Below are 20,890 nucleotides of genomic sequence, written 5' to 3'. Positions count from 1 at the left end.
AACACATGGCATGGCGCGGTTTCTGGAAATGACCTATGTGAAATCGAACTGGAATAACTGAATCAAATACGATTGGGCATTTTGTACCTTTTTCTTGATCTGTGATAACCGAATGCTTTCGAATACAAGGTAAAACGACATCAGTGAACTAACACTTTCCAACCTAACCGTGCTATTTCTTCATGGATCTGTCCAACGTTCTATTTTGCCTGTGTCTGTATATATATAATTCTCAATTACTATTGAAAGATCGTTTACAATCTTCGGGTGGAAATAAAAAAGAATAAATTAATCACTTGGCTTAAAAAAAGTAGTTGATATGTCACTATTTCCTCTTAACTCGCCCAGCTTCAATATAATTTCAGCACCCAACAAGTTCATATACTCTTTGATTCTCAGTGACAGCGCCACAAAAGCAAGTTTATTTCTCATCAATCCCAACTCGCCATATTAAATAGATGCTTCTATATTTTCTTTTGCAAACTCAATCGTATCCACGATGATCTTCTCCACGGCCATCAAGTTTTTCTGCTAATTGGAGTGATCCCAAAATCCACTTACTACATCAATAAGATTCAAAACAGAATGTTCCCGGTTTAGAGTTTCTCCAATCAATGAATTGTATTGCGAGGAAACTCCGCCTATTGAAACATTAGCTTCCCAAAAAATTCCGGCAAATGAAAGTCAGGCTCTGCCTTTTGCACCGGGTTCCAGGTGAGGTAATGCGGGTTTGATGTATCATCGGCAATCTTATAGAAGTTGGCATTCCAGACAACACCGCTTCGAGGCTGCTCTAATTCGGCATAACGCGCGATTAAATCCAGCGGCAAACGGTATTCGAGCGTCCATTGAACCGGTTCTGTCATTTCCTCTTCAATGCACTTGGGAAGAGAATGCGCGATTTCCAACTTTGTCAAGTGTTCGACGTCGACAACGGTAAAATCTTTGCGCGGAACCACGTTGTAAAACATAAGCGGAGTCCCACCACAATTAATTTCCAGGTTGAAATAGCGTTCCGGAGCCGTCAGATTTGGAGCGAAAAAGAACTCTACGCAGGAATCAGTCCAAACTGTGCCGTTGAGCTCGGTTGTCCTGCACTTCACAAACTGATCATCCACCTTGAAGATCACATACAAACTCGTTGAGTCGTACAACAGTTTTGCCTCCACTGTTGGCCTAAACTTGAGGATATCACCCATATGATAATTGAGCGACAGGCTTTCAGTTTGTTGCCAAACATCTTTATTCCAATCACCATCAACCGTTAGCGGGCTGTGTATTTTTTTGACATTGTATTCCATATCTCGGTCTTAAATGGTCGAACAACTTTCCTTAACGATCGCATTCATCGCATCCATCTGCGCTTCAATACTCTGTAACAAATGGTATTGCGCTCGAGTCCGCACCAGGTTATGATCCTCGTATGTCACTTTATAATAGTTGTCGCCGTCAATGTAATCCATTAAAAACCGCAACACCTGCTCGTAGGTAATAAACTTTGCAGAAAACGCCAGGTACCGTTTTTCAGACTCCGTTAGAAAAGCCTTTGCCTCCGACACGTAACCTTTGGTAAAGCCCTCAAAAATTTGCATGTCCATGCTAACTTTCGACAAGTCGGGATCATCTTCCAGCCCCGTATTGGTGTATGAGCGGATAGCATCGCCAAAATCATTCAACACCGTGCTCGACAAAACCGTGTCCAGATCGATGACGCAAAGCACATCGCCTTTTTGATCGAAAAGAATGTTGTTAATCTTCGTGTCGTTGTGCGTCACCCTAGTCGGAATTTCTCCCGACTCGACGAGCTTCCAGAAACCCATCATCTCGCCTCTCCGGCTTTCAATCCAATCAATTTCTGCCGAAAGCTCTTTTTTACGTCCAACCGGATCTTTCCGAACAACCTCATCCCACTGTTGAAAACGGTAGCGAATGTTGTGGAAGCCCGGCAGAATATCCGTCAGTTCCCCTTCCATATCCGAAAGCATGCGCTGAAACTTACCAATCCCTTTTCCTCCGGCGTAAGCCGCTTCGGGCGTATCAGCACTTTCGTAGGTTTGTGTGTCTGCAATAAACAGGTACAAGGTCCAGAAATTTCCTTGTTCGTCTTTGTAAAAGGGTACCCCCGATTTCGATTCGATGACCGTCATCGCTTCCCGCTCCGGATCGCCACCGGCCTGCTCTACTTTAGATTTGATGTGAGCCGTCACCCTTTTGATGTTGCTCATCATGCCGGGAATGTCTTTAAAAATATTCGTATTCTTATTTTGAAGGATGTAGTTAGGATTGCTACTTCCCTTGGTCTCTACGAAATAGGTTTGATTAATCAAACCATCTCCAAATTGTTCGATCTTATTGACTTCACCGGTAATCTTAAAATTTGCTATAATCTCCCCCAACGTAACTTCATCTTTTGACATAGTTGTATCTCAATTTCGTAAATATAGTGTTTGCTCTGAATACCGTAAAAAACATGTAGAGATCCGAAAGGTTTCACCTTGTAGAAATCCGCACACGCTGCAAAAGGCTTCTCATTTCAAAGCAAGCCTTTTAATAAAGTGTCGCAACTATTCTTCCCACGGAACCAAAGGCGAGCGGTAAAAGTTAACTCCCTGCGCTTCGAATCGCTTACCAAACTTACTCAATCGAACCTTGTATTCGTCCCAATTGCGGTCTTCGTTTTTGGTCCAGCCAATTTCGGCATATCCAGGGAGTCGAGGGAAAACCATGTATTCCAGTTCATTCAGATTGGTAATTGTTTCGCTCCACAGCGGGGCTTCAACACCCAATACTTGTTCTTTTGTAAGTTTCGCCACAACCGTGTCGGGCTGCCAATCATAGGCATGATCCACTTCAATGGTTCCAGCCCATTTCAGCCCCAGTACGGTTGTTGTGTCGTATTTCATATCCATGTAAGCCCGACTTGCCGGCGACACCAACACTTTTGCGCCTTTTTCCAATCCCAGTGAAGTGTTCTCAGCATCAGCCCAAAACTGAACTGCAGCACCTTTAACCATATCCGCATTGGCAATTTCGTCCCAACCAATAATTTGCTTTCCGTATTTTTGTACAATACCTTGAACCCGATTCACAAAATACACGTAGTCATCGTGCTTCGTTGCATGCGACTCATCGCCACCAAGGTGAAAGTAAGGGCCAGGCGAAAGAGCAGACACCTCGCGAACCACATCGTCGATGAACTTGTAAGTAACTTCTTTATGCGCATCGAACGTGCTGAAACCGACATCAATCCCGGTATAGAGATCTCTGGCCTTTCCATCCGCATTCAACTCCGCATATGAAGCCAACGCTGCATTGGTATGCCCGGGCATATCCACCTCCGGGACAATGGTGATAAAGTGTTCCGCTGCATAAGCCACAATATCTTTATATTGTTCCTGCGTATAAAAACCGCCTTTGCCTCCACCTACTTCGGTACTACCACCTACTTCGATCAGCTTTGGCCACGATTTGATTTCTATTCTCCAGCCCTGATCATCAGTCAAGTGCATGTGGAGCGTATTCATTTTGTATTCTGCCAGAAAATCGATAAACCGCTTAACATCTTTAACAGAGAAGAAATGACGAGCCACATCAAGCATCACGCCACGGTAACTGTACACCGGGGCATCGCTGACTGCACCGGTTGGAACAATTAACTTTTCTCCGGGAGTAATCGTTGCAGGCAGGGTTTGCAGCAAGGTTTGAATTCCGTAAAAACAACCCGCTTCATCACCTCCCTCAATCGAAATTAATTTTTCACCGATCGAGAGCTTGTAGCCTTCAGCCGGGATTTTATCGTCAGCAGTCAGCGAAAGATAGATCCCCTTTGCAGGTGCATCAGAAACTGTTTCGACTGCTACAGAAGAACCGGTTAAATGACCAATTGCATCAGCAAGGAACTTTGCAGAATTCACCAGGTGATCTGCTCCCTCATGAACGAAAACGGTCGATGAACTATTTATATCAAACGCGCGACCAGTTGCCGTAACACTAACGGGTTTCGGAATAAAAGCTGTTTTGGCAAGGTCGGTCTGGACTTTTTCAGTACAGGCTCCAAACATTAATAAAAATACTCCCAGGAGCATAAACTGTGATCTCAATCTCATATAAAAAAATTTAATAAATGTATTTTGCCAGCAATCTATAATTACATCCTAAAGTTTAAAATCTTTTGCAGTACAAAAAAAAAACAGAACGCCTCAGAAATATGTTCCGATTAACAAGGCTTCCCTTGGCTACTCCGAGAAGCGATAAATAACTGATAATTTGAGTATCGCAGGCGCTGTAGTTTTTTGAGTACGAAAAGCGTTTAAAATAGATCAAACATTGGAAAATTCAAAATCTGAATGTGGAATTCGAATCACATGTTAATTGAGAGTTGAGAGCCCCACTAAAACAAGACATGAGAAAGATTTACAGATTAGCCTTGCGTCAACAAATGACTGCAGCGTTGTTACCATTTCCCATTTGCGCCCCTACATCCATTTGACTCGAAGCGATCTTTACATTAATGGTGATTAACTGACAGCTGGCGGTCGAATAGAGTTCGACAAAGCCGATTTCTTCGTCTGTGAAAATCCGTTGATTGTTAACAGGATGAGAAGCATCCACGAAAATGATATTTTTGTCATTTTTTCTAATTATGAACTAATAATTTTCAAACAGTCTCTATTTCGCAGGAGCAAGAACCTGCATCAGTGCCGGACAAGCACTCGCGTCATAAACTTCAATTGCCCCTGTTGGACACGGATTGCCGAAATCCTTAAAAGTGAGATTTCGCGCCTTATCACGATTCTGCCAGCCGTGGTTGATGTTCTTTCGCATCCAATCCAAATATTGCGGCTGATCGCAATCAATCAGTTCGGAGATGTACTGCGCAAAAATTGCCGCATACACACCTTGCTCGATCCCGTTTTCGAAAGGCAGAAAACCGTGCTCATCGCACATTTCGTTTTTCACATAGTCGGCAGCTAGTTTTGCATTATCCAAGAAGGAACTTTCTCCGCTGATTTTATACAGAATAACTCCCGACCCGATAGAAGTTGCCTGGTTGTACAAATGCATTTTCCAGTGTGGCTCGCCGTCGCCATGCTTCGAATCAGCCACAGCCCCGTTCGATTTATTGAGCAAATTTTCATTCGCCCAAGTGTAAATCTCTTTCGCCTTGTCCAGGTAATCTTCCTTCTGCGTGATCTGGTACAAAAGCCCCGCTGCAATTACCGTGGGATAATTAATACAAGACATCTTGCCTTTCCACTCATCCCGTTTCCAGCCCCATCGCATTCCGCCTTGCTCTTTGTCATACGATCCACGCTCATCAACGCCCTCTGAACCGTACCAAACCCGGTCGAAACCGGATACCGCGAGTTCCAGATAATGCTCATCTCCAGTTATAACATGCGCCCGGCATAGCGAAATAATCCACCACATAATGTCGTCGTATATAAACCATTCCGTTGTATTGTTCCAGTTAAAGTTATCGTACTGCCCACAAGCTCCCTGGTAAATTTCCTGCATCAACTTTGAATAGTGGGGATCTTTTGTACGCTTATAGGCATTCATAATCATATCCCAATAAATCGCCTGGGTCCAAATGGCAGCACGACCTGGTCTGTCCGACAGGGCGTTGTAAACTCTAGTGTCTTTGTTGTAAAATACCTGATTGAAAGCATCCAGTGCAGCTGTTGCGTTCCGGGATGTGACCCCCTTTACCTTTTTCCTGCTGTCTTTGCTTCCCGCATATACCGGACTTAATGAAACACAGAAGATCAGCAATACAAACATGTACTTCATGAATTCAAATTATAAATACTATTTAAAGCAACTGTCCTAAAACTACTCTGAAACAGGATACCGAAACAAATAACTACCTGATCCCAATTGAATTTGTAGCTGATCATTTTGCGGCTCAATCCTGGTTCGAAACTTGTCGTCCACCGGCTTCGAGTTTACAAGCAACTGCTCTGATTTGGCGTCAGGCAGAACGACGGTTGCTGTTGTGTTAGCGGGAATTGAAACAGCGTAAACCAGATCCTGACCTTCGATTCTCCATGCTGATTTGATTTTACCATACATCGAATCATATTCGGCCGAAGCTTTTGTCAACTCCCCTCCCACATGCGGGCTAAAAATAATATGCTTGTAGCCGGGATTTTGCGGGTCGACATTGATACCCGCCACATAGCTGTAAAGCCACTCGCCAATGGCTCCGTAGGCATAATGGTTAAAGCTGTTCATCCCAACATCCTGAAAAGTTCCGTCAGTCTTTTGACCGTCCCAACGTTCCCAGATAGTGGTCGCCCCCTGCGTAACCGGGTACAACCACGACGGGTATTCTTTTCGGTTCAGCAACATAAAAGCCAGATCGGGATACCCATTATCCGACAACGATTTGCAAAGCAGTGGTGTACCTACGAAACCGGTTGTCAGGTGCCCAAAATTCTTGATATCCTGCGCCAAATAAGCGGCCGCTTTCGGAATTAATTCATCTGGTAAAAGATCGAAGGACAGCGCCAAAGAATAAGCGGTCTGAGTATGCGAAACCAAACGTCCGTGCGGAGTCACGTATTCCTGTACAAAAGCTGATTTTATATCATCTGACAGTTTTTGATATTTTGCAGCATCTTCATCCTTTCCAAGAATTCGTGCTGCCTTTGCCAACATTCCCGACGAATAAGAATAGTAAGCTGTCGCAATAAGGTCTTTCTCTGTAGTGGCTCCGGGGTAGTCTGAATTTGTTGTGGCGAAAGCCAGCCAATCGCCAAAATGCCAGCTCTCTGTCCACAAATTATCGCCACCAGCCATCTTGTGCATATAATCAACCCAAGCCTTCATGCTCGCGTACTGTCTTTTCAGAATTCGCTTGTCGCCGTAAACCAAATACATGTTCCAGGGAATCACGGTTGACACATCCGCCCAAGCAGTTGAGCCTCCCTCCCCGTTCAAAACATCCGGAATCACATGCGGAACCGCTCCAGTAGGAAGCTGATCAGCTGCAACATCGCCCAACCATTTCGTGAAGAAAGAGGCCACATTGTAGTTAAAGGCAGCGGTCATACTAAAAACCTGCGCATCGCCGGTCCAGCCCAATCGCTCATCACGCTGCGGGCAATCGGTCGGCACATCCAGAAAATTACCTTTTTGCCCCCATTGAATGTTGTGCTGCAATTGGTCAATCAGCGGGTTGGAGCAACTAAATGAACCGCTTGATTTCATGTCTGAATGAATGACTTTGCCGGTTATCATGCTCAATTCAGGCTCTTTCTTGTAACCAATCAGCTGCACGTAACGAAAACCGTGAAAGGTAAAATGCGGCTCAAAGCTTTCCTCCCCTTCACCTTTCAAAATAAATTTATCCGTGGCTTTCGCTGCCCTTAGGTTTTCAGTGTAAAAGTTACCGTCCTTGTCCAACACTTCGGCAAATTTCAAGGTAATCGTATCGCCTTTCGCACCTTCTGCTTTCAATTGCACCCAGCCGACCAGATTCTGTCCCATATCAAAAACAAGCTCTCCTTTTGGAGTCGTAATCAGCTTTTGAGGAGTTATTTCGTCGCAAACCGTCACCGGCTCACCTTGCGGTGCTATTAAAGTTTCCTTGGTGTGTTCCAATACCGCTGCTTGTTTCCATTTTGTATCGTCATATTCGGAACTTGCCCAACCAGACATTTCCAAACCTGCATCATAAATTTCGCCGTTATAGATATCCGATAAAACGATCGGACCTGTAGCCACTTTCCAGCTATCATCCGATTTTACGATCTCACTCGTCCCATCAGTGTATTCAATACGCAGTTCGCACAAAAGGCCAAGCTGATCGCCAAAATAGTTATTCCCTTTCCAGGCAATGTTGCCCCGGTACCATCCGTCTCCCAAAATCGCCCCTATTGCATTCTGCACTTGAAGCAAGTCGGTTACATCATAGGTCTGATATTGCAGCCGTTTGTTATAACTGGTCCATCCGGGAGTGAAAAGATCGGCGCTCACTTTTTGCCCGTTCAGATATAGTTCGTATAAGCCTAATGCGGTAACATATACTCGTGCCGATTTGACCTTTTTCGCTGCCGCAAATTCCTTGCGCAGATATGGACTTGGCCTTTCGACAGCATCCCCTTTATCCTTCGCATCCGTAATCCAGGACGCCATCCACTCTGCGGGAGATAACAACCCCATCTCCCAGAAAGCCGCATTACTCCACGAGCTTGCTTTTCCTTTTTGGTCCCAGACCCGAACCTGCCAGTAAATGCGCTGGGTCGATTTTAATTCAGGTCCTTCATAAACAAGGTTGACCGATTGATCGGAATTAACTTTTCCCGAGGTCCATAGCAGACTGCCTTTCGCACTGCCGTCGGTTACCCGAATCTCATAAGCTGTTTGCATCACATCTGTATCGTCTGACTGGAGTTGCCAGCTCAAGCGCGGTTTCTGAACATCGAGGCCAATTGGGGTGTTGTGGTATTCACAAACCAGGCCCGAAACTTCTGTTTTTGCCATTGCTGGTATGGCGAATCCGGCAAGCAGGAGGACGAGGAGGTATTGCATCGTCCAAAGTTTGGTAATTTTCATTTGGCTGTATTTGATTTTGTTTTTGAATGTATGAAGGCAGTTGTTCTCAGCTAAAAAACTGCATGTACTTCACCTTTCACATCCGGCGAGATACATGCAGCAACAGAGGTTTTAAAGCACGTTTCAGTGCGATACTCTATTTTTTTCAATATTATTCTCCAAGTGTAAGACTCTTAATTAAATCAACTTCCTCTTGTTTGTATGTCGTACCGTCCGGGTGGAAAATTTCATGAAACCAAAGTGGTGGTTCTGATCCATCCGGAATTGGCTCATCCCAAGCATATTTAGTGTTGGACTTCCCAGCTACCAATCCCCAGTTAATGGCGCCAATATGCTCTTTCTTCAGAATAGGCATAATGTTGGTGAATAAGCTGTTGTTGCGGCGAGCCATGTACTCGGTACACACCAGCGGACGACCGTATAACTTCAACGTATCGATTGCTGCCTTGTGTTTTTCCGGCTCTTCGTAGTTGTGATATGTTATGATGTCAGAATTCTCCACCTGGAATTTATTCAAATCAGACAAAGAGAGATTCCAAACGCCAGCAGACAAGGGTTGAGACGGACGCACTTCCCATCCCCATTCGAACACTTTTTTCAACAACGGCATTGAACGGTTTCCATAGTGCGAGTTGCCCGGCTCGTTGTACAAATCCCAAAGCGCGATACGTTTGTCGTCTTTGAAGGTAGTCAGGATATCCTTCACATAAACTTCCAACTCGTCTACCAAAGTAGAATCTTCGTAAAGCAAATCGCCCGGATCACGAACCCAGCCGGAGTTGTGCACGCCTGGCTTAGGATCGGGTTGTTTGCCGGCGTGGTAAGTTGCATTCCAGCAATCGTCGAAAAACACAAAAATGGTTTTGACACCATGACTATCAGCAATATCCATATATTTATTCATCCGCCCTTTGAAGCCATCCTTGTCAACCTCCCAGGCAACGTGATGGAGGTAAACACGCATGCAGTTCATACCAATGTTCTCAGCCCAGCCTAACTCGCGATTGATCGTCGCAGTGTCAAAAGTTTCAGCTTGCCAAGTTTCCAACTGGTTAATGGCGGTACTGGGATTGAAGTTAGAACCGCGAAGCCAGCCATTTTCATCTTGCCAGGCTTGAGCCTGTTCTTTGGTCCAGATTTTTGTCACTGGTTCCGCTTCCTCCTGTGTCTTCTTTGGTGAATTTTGGCAAGCCGTAAAAGCCATCATTAGTACGACTATACCTAGGTAGATTTTTTTATTCATGTTGTTCATGTGCATTAGGTAAATATTTTGTTACACTCAAATTTTAAAATATTAGAGGGCTCCAACTATATGGTTTTCCAGGTTCGTCTGTTGCCATCGATTCCTGAATTAGGGAACCGCTTTTCGATCTATAATTTAGCTGAAAGTTGATCCCCATATTCTTGCCAGTCGTGAATTCAGAGTGAAATACACTCAAGGGGATTGCCAATTCCAGGAAATAGCTGCTGCCGGATTGAGCCACTTTATAATCAACACCAGAAACACTCTCGATCGACTTCCATTCGCCGAACGATCCTTCCTCGATCGAAATAGCTCCGTCAGTCGGGCAATGTATCGCAAAAATTCCCTGGTGAGGCTTTTCATAGCCCTTCCGTTCGGTATCAATATGGAGAACAATCTCATTTGTACCCGATGAAGCAAAGTCGGCTTCTTCAATCCGACCCGCCAAATACAGGTTCGTTTGATCCTTACTTAATGTAGCGTACATTCGGGAAACACCTTTATGCCCCTCAAAGTACGGCCATTCGCCATACCAACAAGCATCATCCAACTGACCGTCCACTGTTGCCGTTCCCTGCTGAATTGTATACTCAGGAATGACATGCCCTTTGATCATCCAAACCTGAACAGAATTGGTAGACCAGGCATCGGTAGACGTTATGGCGACCGGCGTATTACTGTCGATTACCGCAAGCGAATTCCACAGTCCTCTCCGGGTAATGAGAACATCGAATGGGATGGTTCTGTTGCCAAAGAGCAAACCGCTCTCATCTCCTATTTCCACCGCCATTGAAGACAAATCCCATTGATTGCTCCGGTTTTGTGTGGTTTGATAGGAAAGCAACACTTCTCCCGTTTCCAGGCGAGCCAAATATGGAGCGCCAGCATAGATGTGATCAGAAAGACGATCGCTCAACGGGTGATACGATCTGCGCGAATCATCAGCAGAAATGAATCCATCACTCCAATTGTTCGCCACCTTCTCCCTATAAATCGCAGGCTTGAATTCGCCAACTTTATTGTCTTCGACTGCAATCAGTATTTCACTTTTATCTTCTAAAAGAAGAGGCACAGGCATTCCGTCACGTCGTCCTTGCCGAAATCCGACCACAACAGGTTCTGCAGTCCAACTGTCACCGTTATCGAGTGATCGAAACATTGAAATATTTTGCTCCGAGCTGCTGGTAAAAACACCTTCGTTTGCAAAGAATAGCTGGACTTCGCCACTCGGCAGCTGCACGAACGAAGGTTCCCAACATCCATCTTCAAAAATCGACTGTGCCTGGTAAATCTCTTGTTCCTCAGTCCAAGTTTCACCGCCATCCGGACTTTTGCGTACTTTGATTCCAAATTTCCGGTCATCCGAATACGGTTGTCGCGGACGCGGATTACAAGCGACCAACAACGAATGATCGCTCAACTCAATCAGATCGGGCACGGCCATGGCAATGTTATTTTCGTTAGCAAACACAGTCTGGCGCTGGCCCCAACTGGCTCCTTTGTCGTCGCTGATGACCAGCTCGATATTACCAAACGATGTTTCGTATACACAGGCCAAGCGACCGTCGTGTAATTCTCTCATCCTCGCGTATCCGTAATAACCGGGTGATTGATCGCTGGCCGGTGCAATTTTCACCCTCGAACTGTAATCCCAGGCAATTCGGATACCATCGATATTTTCTTGGAAGGCTGGTTCCGATTTTGGCACAGAATCATCACCGCCACCGGACGAACAAGAGGACGACAGGCTGACAAAGCAGCCGAGCAGCACCGTCAACAATCTCGTTTTATGTTTTTTATATCCTGTTTGAATCATTTAATTGTCAATTGCATTAATCCTCTTCTTCTATTCCGAAATGCTCGACCAACTTGTCATACTCAGTCCTCGAGATCGTAATCATACAACCGTGACGCACTTTCTCCGGCAAACTGTACTTATCCCAATCGCTGTAGAACGTGTAGCCAGAAGCCTGGAACCACGGGCCGTTCATATTGTCAGCAATAGAAAGCCCGTAGGAAACTCCCGGGTACTGCTCGTAGTACATGTACCAAATCTTTCCGTCGGGAGATGGTATGAGCATGGGAGCTTCGCGAAAATTCGGACTGATCGAAGGTCCCGGTTCGGAATACGGTCCGAGCAAGGAAGGCGCTTTCGCAATGCGGATGGTCTTCCCGGTCGTCCAGTAAAGCGTCGGGTAAGTTTCATCTTTCAGAATTGCATAGTAGCTCTCCCCTATCTTGCGGATAAAGACATCAATCGTTCCCATGTCCCAATCGAATAAACGGGTTGGGTGGTCGGAAAATGTTTTCAAATCCTTGGACAGAACATACAAGGTACGTTGGCTGGCCCAATACGTCTCGCCTCCTTCTTTATGCGGCGTGTGCCAGGTGAGCACGTATTGTTTTGAGTCTTCGTCGAAATAAAGCTTGGGGGCCCCAATTCGCTGCAGTGCATACGAATAGTCAGGAGTACTCCTCAAATCCGGGGTAAACGTGTTGTACAGTTCCCAACTGATCAGATCATCGGAAACCCAGATGTTGATATCCGGTGAAGCGTCGCTTCTGTTACCAACAATATAATATCTTCCATCGTGGCCTTTGCAAATATCCGGGTGCCCTTTGTAGTCCTCAAACACCCGCTTCATGTTGTTGAGTGCGTGCCAGTGCAAACCATCCAGACTTACCGTGTAATACAACCGCCCGTAGTCTTCATGGATCATGTGTGCAAAAAGGTAGGCCTGGTTCACTGCCTCCTCCGGATTATCCACTTGTCCCGGCGGATCGGGTTGCTGTGCCCGCACCCTGGAATAAGCAAACAGCAGTAAAGCTGCGTAAAGGAATATTTTGATTTTATTAGATTTCATTGGTGTTGGTTTGTTAGTTTATGCGGAAAGTTTAGTCTTCCAAGACTGGATCAATCCTCGGAGCAACGATTTCCAGAATATCCGGACCGCCATTCGGATTGGTCACAAAACGACATTGGTTGATGTGTACCAAACGGGGTTGTACGCTGGTCTTGCTATAATGGGAATGGTACACCACATTCAGGTTTCCTTCCAAATCGGTGAAAAAGGCACAATGCCCGGTTCCTACAATATCACTATCTGATGCAACAATCGGATTTCCCTCATATTTCGTCCACGGTCCGGTTGGCGAAGGTGCCGTTGCGTAGCCAATACCGTAGTCGGGGCTGGCAAAATGGTTAGCCGAATAAACAAGGTAGTAAAGTCCGTTGTGTTTCAGGATATATGGACCTTCCGTTACTTTAGCAACCGGCTCTTTCTGACTGTTTTCCCAAGGCTGACTAACACCAAAACATTCCTGAATTGTATTTTCCTTGATCGACAAATAGTCGTCATTCATTTCGCACATCCAGATCACATTACCATTAGTAAAGGCAACGTAGTAAAGGTATTTACGACCATCGTCGTCGACGAACAAATGAGTATCGATAGCTTTCGTTGCAAGCAGCGGTGTTTTGTTTTCCTGAACAAACGGCCCTAGCGGACTGTCGCTAACAGCAACTGCAATGTGTTCCTGCACCGAGAAAAACATGTAAAAACGGTTATCTAATTCATAAATTTCAGGTGCCCAAAAGCCATAGTTACCCCAAACGTCGTCGCGGTAAAGTGCATAACCATATCGTTCTCCGGCTGGTCCACTCCAATGTTTCAAATCAGTAGATTGGAAAACTTGAATTCCGATTTCAGCATTCGATGTTCCATACATGTAAAAGGTTCCGTCATGCTCCAGAATGAAAGGATCACCAAAGGTCACGGGATTCGGCTTGTCATCGACAATTGCTCCATCGTCCGAAGACTTGCTGCAGGCGAAAATCGAAAGAAACAGGGCTATCTGAAGAAATAGATGCATGGGTCTATGGGTTATAAGATTTGTCATTTTACAGTAATACCATTTAACCGACAAAAACACACACTCATTTGAGCAGAAATCGACTGCTTTTGTCTTGATTTTAGTTTTAAAGGCTGTACTGCAGCCTCAATGTATTCCAGATCAACTCAATGGTCATCCCAGGAATTCATCGCATATGTACAGCACAGCCTTTGATATAGAAATAACAACTAGTACATCGGATTTTGATCCAGGTTCGGGTTGTTATCCACTTCAGACTGAGGAATAGGCAATCTACTTGATTTACCAACAACAAAATTGCTGAAGTCAGGGTCGCGTCCAATCAATTCGTTCAATCCTTGGGGTGTTTCCCAGAGGTTCCAACGCTTCAGGTCAGCCCAGCGAACGCCTTCCAAACAAAGTTCCAGCGAACGCTCCATTTGCAGACGTTTCAGGAACGCGTCTTTCGATGTAACAGTTGAAGCGTACAACGTACTGTTCTCCAATTTTGGCAGGTTGACACGCTCTCTCACGCGATCGACACATTCAACAGCGAATGCCGGAGGAGTACCGCTGGCAAGTTCGGTCAAACATTCAGCATAAAGTAACAGCACATCGGCATAACGAATCACGCGGAAGTTGATCGGCGAATAGTAGTCCTCGTGGTCTCGATAATAGTCGCCCTGGTATTTGCGGAAGAAGCAATCGGTTCCCCAACCGGCTTGCCAGTCGCGTCCGTAGATTTTTTCATCCGAGTAGTCTGTTTGAATTTCAGGATAGAAAAGACTTGCTCTCAATCGCGGATCGATTTCGCCATCGACAGTAGCTTCTTTTTTATACTCGTCAACAAGCCATCTGCGAGGTTGACCATCGCACCAGCCGATACCGCGCGGAGCGAAAAACTGTGCCCGGTTCGATCCCACATTCTGATTTGGTTCATCACCATCACCAGAAGGATTCACATCTGAAAACTGAATTTCGAAAACCGATTCTACATTATTCTCGGTGGTATGCTTAAAATTGTCCTTGTAATTTGGCACCAAATCATAGTAACCGGCACCAGCTCCTTCAACCAACCACGAAAGCGCATCTTTAGCCGCCTGCCACTCGTGCAGTTGCATATGTACTTTTCCCAATAATGCCAAGGCAGCTCCTTTGGTCGGACGTCCAAAGTTGTTCGAATCCCATTGGTCAGGCAGAGAAGCGACGGCATCTTGCAAGTCAAGTTTAATTTGCGCAAATACCTCTGCTTCGGTTTTTTGTTCAGGTGTGTCATCCGGGTTTGAAGCATTCAGTACCAGCGGCACATTATCGAACATCAACGCCAGATTATAATAGTAAAACGCGCGCAGAAATTTTGCCTGTGCCAAAATTCGATCCTTATCCGTTTGATTGTCGAACTCAATTTCCGGAACAAAATCCAATACCTGGTTACAACGGAAAATAGCTTTGTAGTGATCGCGCCACATCCAGGCATTACCTTCCCAAAAATTATAATTGAAATAAATAAATCGAGTCCATTCTTTCAACTCGTTCCAGGGACTTTGGCTGTAGCCTTCGTCAGAGGTCAGATCGTAGCGGAAATAAATCCAGCGCGTCCAGCTTCCGGGCTTGTAGAACATGGTGTAAACAGCATCCAGGCCGAGCTGCGCATCATCAGGTGATTTCCAAAAGGTATCGGTTGTTGGAAAGTTTGGGTTCGGAATATCGATTAGATCCTCGTTACAGGAGGCCAGTGAGAGTATCACCGCCAATAAACTATATATTAATATCTTTTTCATAATGATCCGGGTTTAGAATTGAAATGAAAGTGAGAATACAACAGACTTTGGTGACGGATAGGCTGCATCGTCCTGTCCTTTAACCCAAATATCCGGTGATTTAAACTCGGGATCGAGTCCACTGTAGTTCGTAAATGTAACCAGGTTTTGTCCCGTTACAGAGACACGCAGGTTATCGAAAACTTGTTTCAACTTCGGAATATCAAACGTGTATCCTAAAGTCATCTGTCTGATTTTAAAGTAAGAACCTTTCTCAATCCAGCGATCCTGATCGCCGCGGGCATTGCGGTTATCGGCGTAAATTACACGCGGGTTGCTCGTGTTCGGATTTTCGGCTGTCCACCCTCTGTAACCAGACAAGTGGTTGGTGTTATCTGAGAATCCGCCCATCCAGCTGGCAGCTCCGTTGAACACGTCTTGTCCGAAAGAACCAAATCCGGCAAAGCTGAAATCGAAATTTTTGTAAGACACTTGTCCGTTCAGGCCAATTTCGAATTTAGGCCATGGATTACCTGTGATCGTGCGGTCTTCATTATTAATTTGGCCGTCGTCGTTCACATCCACATAGCGAATATCGCCAGGCTTTGCATTGGGCTGAATAACTGTTCCGGCAGAATTGGTGTGTGCCAACACTTCTTCCTGACTTTGGAAAAGTCCGTCTGTTTTAATCGTGTAAAACATAGCCAGCGGCTCACCGATCTCTGTTTTTGTAATCCAGGTGTATTGTTCAACTTTACCGTATCCGAATTCCAGCACTTCGTTTCTCAAGCGGGTAAATGTACCGCCAATCGAATACGACACATCACCTTTTTTATCTCTCCATTGTCCTGTTAACTCGATACCTTTATTACGAAGACTGGCTGCATTTACTGGCGGATTTCCACCGTCGTTACCGGTCGTCATCAAAATCTGCATGGGTGTTAACACATCCTTCGTTGTCGAAACAAAGTATTCAGCGCTGAATTGCAGTTTGTTGTCGAGCACTGCGATGTCAAGACCAAAGTTCTCCTGTGTCTGTTCTTCCCATTTCAAGTCGCGGTTCACCAGTTTTATTTGGGTCATCCCCGGATTTAAATGCTGGTCTTGCCCAAATACGGCGATCGGGAACGAATTCATAACAGCAACATAGTCCCAGTTACCAATATTGACGTTACCTAATGTACCGTGGCTGTAGCGCAACTTTAAATCATTGATCCATGAAACATTAAAGAAGTTCTCTTTACTAATTCTCCAACCAGCTGAGACTGAAGGGAAGAATCCCCACTTATTTCCCGGAGCAAATTTTGAGGAACCGTCCTCGCGAAAAGTTGCGCTCAGCAAATACTTTTCATCGAAAGTATAATTCAAACGCCCAAAATAAGAGATCAAGGAAGACTCTCCGATATTTCCCCAGGCATTCGGGTCGGTTGTTCCGGCGTCAATCACATCGAAATAGTGATCGCCCACCTGCACCAGGTTTTTCTTTTGAGCGCCTATCATTTCGTAGTAGGTATTTTGATAGGAATTACCGACCACGGTGTTGATATCATGTTTGCCAAACTGTTTTTGGTAGGTCAGCGTATTTTCAATCAACTTATTCTCGTACTTGGCCTTATTCTCATAACGCGTTGATGGCTCGTAAGGTTGGTTCAGCGTAAAGTTACCGACCTTGCGCAACCACTTGTGATTGTCGCGACTCGTTTCGTAGCCCAAATTCACTTTGTACTGCAAGCCGTCAATAATGTCCAGCGTTGCATAAAGATTGCCTCGCAAGCGCAGGTTTTCATCGCTGTTGTACATCAAATCTTCCGTAGCAATTGGGTTCGAGCCGAAGGTTCTTGCCGTTGCTTCATCACCATATCCGTAACCACCGGGGTTATTTTCGTTGTAAATCGGGATAATCGGCAACATCCGCAACACATCGATATGCTTGGAGAAGACGGAGTTCTGATTTTCAACAAAGGTGTTGCTCACCGCCAGGTTTTCTCCGATCGTGAAAATACCTTTCTTGCCTTCCGTGTTTACGCGGAAGCTGTATCGCTCCATTGATGTTCCGTAAACCGTACCGGGGTTGTCGTAATAGTTGGTCGAAACCAGGTACTTGCCATCTTTGCTACCGCCCGAGAACGACAGGTTGTGATCCTGAACAATTGCAGTTTGAAATACCGCGTCGTTCCAGTCGGTATTGCCATCCATCCAGTTCGGAACAGCATGCACATCAGGAACACCATCAGCAATTGCTGTTTCGTAGGCTTGTGTTGTAATGTCGATCCATTCATCCCGGCCCATTAAATCCATCATCGGCAAATTGTCGATACTGATTTTGCCGGTGTAGTTTACCTTCATCTCACCTGCCGAACCTTTTTTAGTCTCGATAATAATCACACCGTTCGCTGCACGCGAACCGTAGATTGCAGCAGCAGAAGCATCTTTCAGTACTTGAATAGACTCAATATCGTTGACGTTGAAGTCGCGGTTACCTGAAGTTGGTAAACCGTCGATAATGTAAAGTGGATTGTTGTTCGTGAAGTTACCTAAACCGCGAATTTCCACCGTTGGTTCACTTCCGACGCCACCACTTGAACGAATATTTACACCGGCAACCAAACCTTGAATTGCATCACCGACGTTTAAGGCTGTTACGTTTTTAAAATCGTCCGCTTTTACAACTGATACCGCACCTGTCAGGTCTGCCTTTTTCACTGTTCCATAACCAATGGCAACAACTTCTTCCAGCCCAATAGCACTTTCCTTCATAACAATATTAAATACGGTTTCGGAACCGACAAGTACTTCCTGCGACTCCATGCCGACGAATGAAAAAACCAACGTCGTTTCGGGACTAACACCACCAAGTGTAAAATTTCCATCGGCATCAGTAATCGTTCCTCTGGTTGTTCCTTTTACGGCAATAGTCACCCCCGTGATCGGATCCCCTTCAGAATTTTTAACCGATCCCTTCACATCCTTATTCGCCTGAATTTCATAAACATCTTTGGGAGACAAAACGATTTTCCGATCAACAACCTGGTAATCGACATTCGTATCATCAAATATATGATTAAGAATCGTTTGAATATCCTGATCTTTCGCACTGATACTGACCTTCCGATCAACATCTATCAGTTTTTCATTAAAAAGGAAGTAGAAATCTGTTTGATTTTCAATCTCATCGAGAACGCGCAGCAACTCGGTATGGTTTAGTTCAAGTGAGAGCTTTGTTCTTTGTGAGTAAGAGTCGACTGCCAGGAGCTGCCCTATACTCAGAAATAGGATAAACAAAAAGACCTTCATAATCTTGAAGCATTTTTTTAGGGCATAGCCTTCCCATGCCCGGGATTCTGACTTTTTTTTCATAAATTTAGACCGTTAAATTATTAACTACAGTGATATTTAACACGTTTAAACAGGTGTGCGGTGGAGCGCCCGCCTGTTTTTTTCTGTTAAGGGCTTTTGCAATTTTTATGCATATTGCTAGTTGTTATTTTTAGTTATTATTACTCGTTTTCGGCTAAAACTTCCGTCTGTTTTTGGGTGCCTGTCTACTATCCGGTAATTAATAGGTGAGGTTAACTTAAGCAATCGTAAAACCTCTTCCAACGAATCATTTTCAAACACGCCCCGGAATACATATGCTTCCAAACCTTGATCAGCGACCTGAACATCAACATTATACCATCTTGATATACGACGGGCAAGCTCGCTCATTGAGTCGTTCCGAAACACGAGCTTACCATCTTTCCATGCCGTGTACTTCCAGGTTTCAACTTTTGACTGTTCAACCCCGCGATTGGAGCACACAAGTCTTTGCCCAGGAATGATATCTATCGACTTGTTTGAATGGGATGGCGTAAACAAAACTTTTCCCTCCTCCAAAACCAGCTCAGTTACCTTGTCCTCAGGATAAGCAGATAAGGAGAATTTTGTCCCGACTACTTTAACCTCATTGTCGTTGGCGGATATGGTAAATGGATGGTTTTTGTCCTTCGCTACATCAAAATAGGCTTCACCGGAAAGAACAACATTGCGATTGTTTGAAAACGATGGGGAGTAGCTCAAACTTGACATAGAGTTTAATGTACCACAAGTACCATCAGGAAGTTGAAAGGTGATTCGCGCTCCCTTTGGTGCAACAATTTCGACCAATGCATCCCCGTCAATATGACTCCCGGAATTGAACCACTGGTAAACAGCAAGCAACAAAACCGGGATGAACAGGACAGCAGCGACTTTGGAAATGACCTGATAAAACAGATGAACCTTTTTTGCGTTTTCCGCTGATTGGTTTATATTGATGCGATGATGAATCTCGGATAAAACATTACTCAAGTCTTCTATTTCCTCTTCTGAGTTTTCAAAATGATCATGAATATCATTACTTAAAAGATGACCAGCTTCCTGATCAAGGTGATCTGCTAACCTCCTCGACAACCGTAGTTCTTCTTTCAGTGCAATTCTACCGGTTTGGTATTTCTGTAATAATCTTTTTAAATCGTCATCCATATAATCCTGTGTTTTTAGGATATTCTTGTTCTCCCATTCTATATGTTATATCCGTGAGGTAGAAAAATCTCATGGGTCAAATTGAAAAAAAATAAAAAAGAAAACCAAAAAGCTCATTATCAACAAAAAGAGCTATTTTTTTTATAGGAATAAGGCCAAAAATAAAAGAAGGACCAAATCTTCTTTTTTAAGCACCTCACGAATGATCTTCAACGATTCCGAAATTTGATTGTCGACTGCACCAGCCGTGATTTCCAATTCGGCCGCTATTTCTTTCGAAGATTTACCTTCTTTTCTGCTTTTTTGGAAGATCAGCTTTTTGCGCTCCGGAAATCCGTCGACGATTTCATCTACCCTTTTCAAAAGAGAAGCATAATCGATTGAATCCACCGTCTTGTTCGATTCAAAATCTTCACCGCTGAGCTGATTGAGGTAATTTAGAGTGATTGCGCGTTTATTGAAGTATTTTCGGATCTGGTTCAAGGCAATTGTGAAGAGGTAAGATTTGAACGACAGGTCTGTTTTCAAAGCTTTCCGATTTTCCCATATTTTCACAAAAACCACCTGTACCAATTCTTCCGACTCGCTTTCTGATCTCAGGTATTTCAATGCAAACGAATATAATTTGGGCCCATAAATCTTAAAAAGGGTATCAAAAGCAATTGCATCGCCCCTCTTCAGTCGATCGATTAGTCGGTTTTCGTTTAGATTCGTCTGCATAATTTTCGGTCTGGAACCAAATCAGCGCTAATTTAAAGAAATAATGAGAAGAACAATTTTACTTAAATTATCAGAAGCGTAATTAAGTGCCACTTCCGAACTCGGAAATGGCACTGGATATGCAACAAAAAATTGTGCAGCTAGAGAGTCATGCCGCAATCCTAAGATTTAGCGTTGACTTCTAAAAGTGATCGTCCTGTAACAGTACCAAGAGCTCCCCTTTCGAATAGAATCTCCATAAATTGTTCTG

Annotated in this window: 13 protein-coding genes; all 13 read right to left on the bottom strand. The window is 44.5% G+C overall.

Translation table 11 applies throughout. The features are described from left to right. Window positions 1-641: 641 nt before the first annotated feature. Complete coding sequence (locus tag GJV22_RS19095) at window positions 642-1,301, bottom strand: carbohydrate-binding family 9-like protein (protein WP_163717620.1); 660 nt, start codon at window positions 1,299-1,301, stop codon at window positions 642-644. Window positions 1,302-1,310: 9 nt separating this feature from the next. After that, window positions 1,311-2,417 (bottom strand): phosphotransferase enzyme family protein, encoded by a 1,107-nt coding sequence (locus tag GJV22_RS19090; RefSeq protein WP_163717618.1) that lies wholly within the window; start codon window positions 2,415-2,417, stop codon window positions 1,311-1,313. A 147-nt stretch (window positions 2,418-2,564) separates the two neighbouring features. Beyond that, window positions 2,565-4,106 carry a beta-N-acetylhexosaminidase gene (locus tag GJV22_RS19085; protein ID WP_163717616.1) on the bottom strand — a complete coding sequence of 514 codons (1,542 nt, stop codon included), beginning with the start codon at window positions 4,104-4,106 and terminating at the stop codon, window positions 2,565-2,567. Window positions 4,107-4,668: 562 nt separating this feature from the next. Next, entirely contained in the window at window positions 4,669-5,793 is a 1,125-nt protein-coding gene (locus GJV22_RS19080; RefSeq protein ID WP_163717615.1) for a glycoside hydrolase family 76 protein, read from the bottom strand. Window positions 5,794-5,835: 42 nt separating this feature from the next. Continuing rightward, window positions 5,836-8,562, bottom strand: a complete 2,727-nt coding sequence (locus tag GJV22_RS19075) for a glycoside hydrolase family 78 protein (protein ID WP_205461960.1) — start codon at window positions 8,560-8,562, stop codon at window positions 5,836-5,838. A gap of 151 nt (window positions 8,563-8,713) precedes the next feature. Beyond that, complete coding sequence (locus GJV22_RS19070; RefSeq protein ID WP_205461959.1) at window positions 8,714-9,805, bottom strand: glycoside hydrolase 5 family protein; 1,092 nt, start codon at window positions 9,803-9,805, stop codon at window positions 8,714-8,716. A 43-nt stretch (window positions 9,806-9,848) separates the two neighbouring features. Next, the gene (locus tag GJV22_RS19065; protein ID WP_163717612.1) at window positions 9,849-11,621 is read right to left on the bottom strand and encodes an exo-alpha-sialidase; all 1,773 of its coding nucleotides are present in this window, start codon (window positions 11,619-11,621) and stop codon (window positions 9,849-9,851) included. A gap of 16 nt (window positions 11,622-11,637) precedes the next feature. Next, window positions 11,638-12,669: a glycoside hydrolase family 43 protein gene (locus tag GJV22_RS19060; protein WP_163717610.1), complete on the bottom strand. Its 1,032-nt coding sequence runs from the start codon at window positions 12,667-12,669 to the stop codon at window positions 11,638-11,640. 31 nt (window positions 12,670-12,700) lie between these two features. After that, window positions 12,701-13,678, bottom strand: coding sequence for a glycoside hydrolase family 43 protein (locus tag GJV22_RS19055; protein WP_163717608.1), 978 nt, complete (start codon window positions 13,676-13,678; stop codon window positions 12,701-12,703). 209 nt (window positions 13,679-13,887) lie between these two features. Continuing rightward, entirely contained in the window at window positions 13,888-15,438 is a 1,551-nt protein-coding gene (locus GJV22_RS19050; protein ID WP_163717606.1) for a RagB/SusD family nutrient uptake outer membrane protein, read from the bottom strand. A 12-nt stretch (window positions 15,439-15,450) separates the two neighbouring features. Further along, on the bottom strand, window positions 15,451-18,774 hold the full coding sequence (locus GJV22_RS19045; protein ID WP_163717604.1) for a TonB-dependent receptor: 3,324 nt from the start codon (window positions 18,772-18,774) through the stop codon (window positions 15,451-15,453). Between the two features lie 117 nt (window positions 18,775-18,891). Next, a complete protein-coding gene (locus GJV22_RS19040; protein WP_163717602.1) occupies window positions 18,892-19,920 on the bottom strand; it encodes a FecR family protein in 1,029 nt (342 codons plus the stop codon). Between the two features lie 141 nt (window positions 19,921-20,061). Then, window positions 20,062-20,640: an RNA polymerase sigma factor gene (locus GJV22_RS19035; protein ID WP_163717601.1), complete on the bottom strand. Its 579-nt coding sequence runs from the start codon at window positions 20,638-20,640 to the stop codon at window positions 20,062-20,064. Window positions 20,641-20,890: the final 250 nt, after the last annotated feature.

This window comes from Mangrovibacterium lignilyticum, assembly GCF_010882175.1.
In the GTDB taxonomy this organism is placed as follows: Bacteria; Bacteroidota; Bacteroidia; order Bacteroidales; family Prolixibacteraceae; genus Mangrovibacterium; species Mangrovibacterium lignilyticum.
The sequence above is the reverse complement of the archived record's forward strand: the minus strand, read 5'-3'. Positions and strand labels throughout refer to the sequence as shown.

What these genes read in the sequence shown, in the direction of transcription:
- GJV22_RS19095 (WP_163717620.1), bottom strand. Translation starts at nt 1,301, where the DNA reads ATGGAATACAATGTCAAAAAAATACACAGCCCGCTAACGGTTGATGGT.
- GJV22_RS19090 (WP_163717618.1), bottom strand. Translation starts at nt 2,417, where the DNA reads ATGTCAAAAGATGAAGTTACGTTGGGGGAGATTATAGCAAATTTTAAG.
- GJV22_RS19085 (WP_163717616.1), bottom strand. Translation starts at nt 4,106, where the DNA reads ATGAGATTGAGATCACAGTTTATGCTCCTGGGAGTATTTTTATTAATG.
- GJV22_RS19080 (WP_163717615.1), bottom strand. Translation starts at nt 5,793, where the DNA reads ATGAAGTACATGTTTGTATTGCTGATCTTCTGTGTTTCATTAAGTCCG.
- GJV22_RS19075 (WP_205461960.1), bottom strand. Translation starts at nt 8,562, where the DNA reads ATGAAAATTACCAAACTTTGGACGATGCAATACCTCCTCGTCCTCCTG.
- GJV22_RS19070 (WP_205461959.1), bottom strand. Translation starts at nt 9,805, where the DNA reads ATGAATAAAAAAATCTACCTAGGTATAGTCGTACTAATGATGGCTTTT.
- GJV22_RS19065 (WP_163717612.1), bottom strand. Translation starts at nt 11,621, where the DNA reads ATGATTCAAACAGGATATAAAAAACATAAAACGAGATTGTTGACGGTG.
- GJV22_RS19060 (WP_163717610.1), bottom strand. Translation starts at nt 12,669, where the DNA reads ATGAAATCTAATAAAATCAAAATATTCCTTTACGCAGCTTTACTGCTG.
- GJV22_RS19055 (WP_163717608.1), bottom strand. Translation starts at nt 13,678, where the DNA reads ATGCATCTATTTCTTCAGATAGCCCTGTTTCTTTCGATTTTCGCCTGC.
- GJV22_RS19050 (WP_163717606.1), bottom strand. Translation starts at nt 15,438, where the DNA reads ATGAAAAAGATATTAATATATAGTTTATTGGCGGTGATACTCTCACTG.
- GJV22_RS19045 (WP_163717604.1), bottom strand. Translation starts at nt 18,774, where the DNA reads ATGAAAAAAAAGTCAGAATCCCGGGCATGGGAAGGCTATGCCCTAAAA.
- GJV22_RS19040 (WP_163717602.1), bottom strand. Translation starts at nt 19,920, where the DNA reads ATGGATGACGATTTAAAAAGATTATTACAGAAATACCAAACCGGTAGA.
- GJV22_RS19035 (WP_163717601.1), bottom strand. Translation starts at nt 20,640, where the DNA reads ATGCAGACGAATCTAAACGAAAACCGACTAATCGATCGACTGAAGAGG.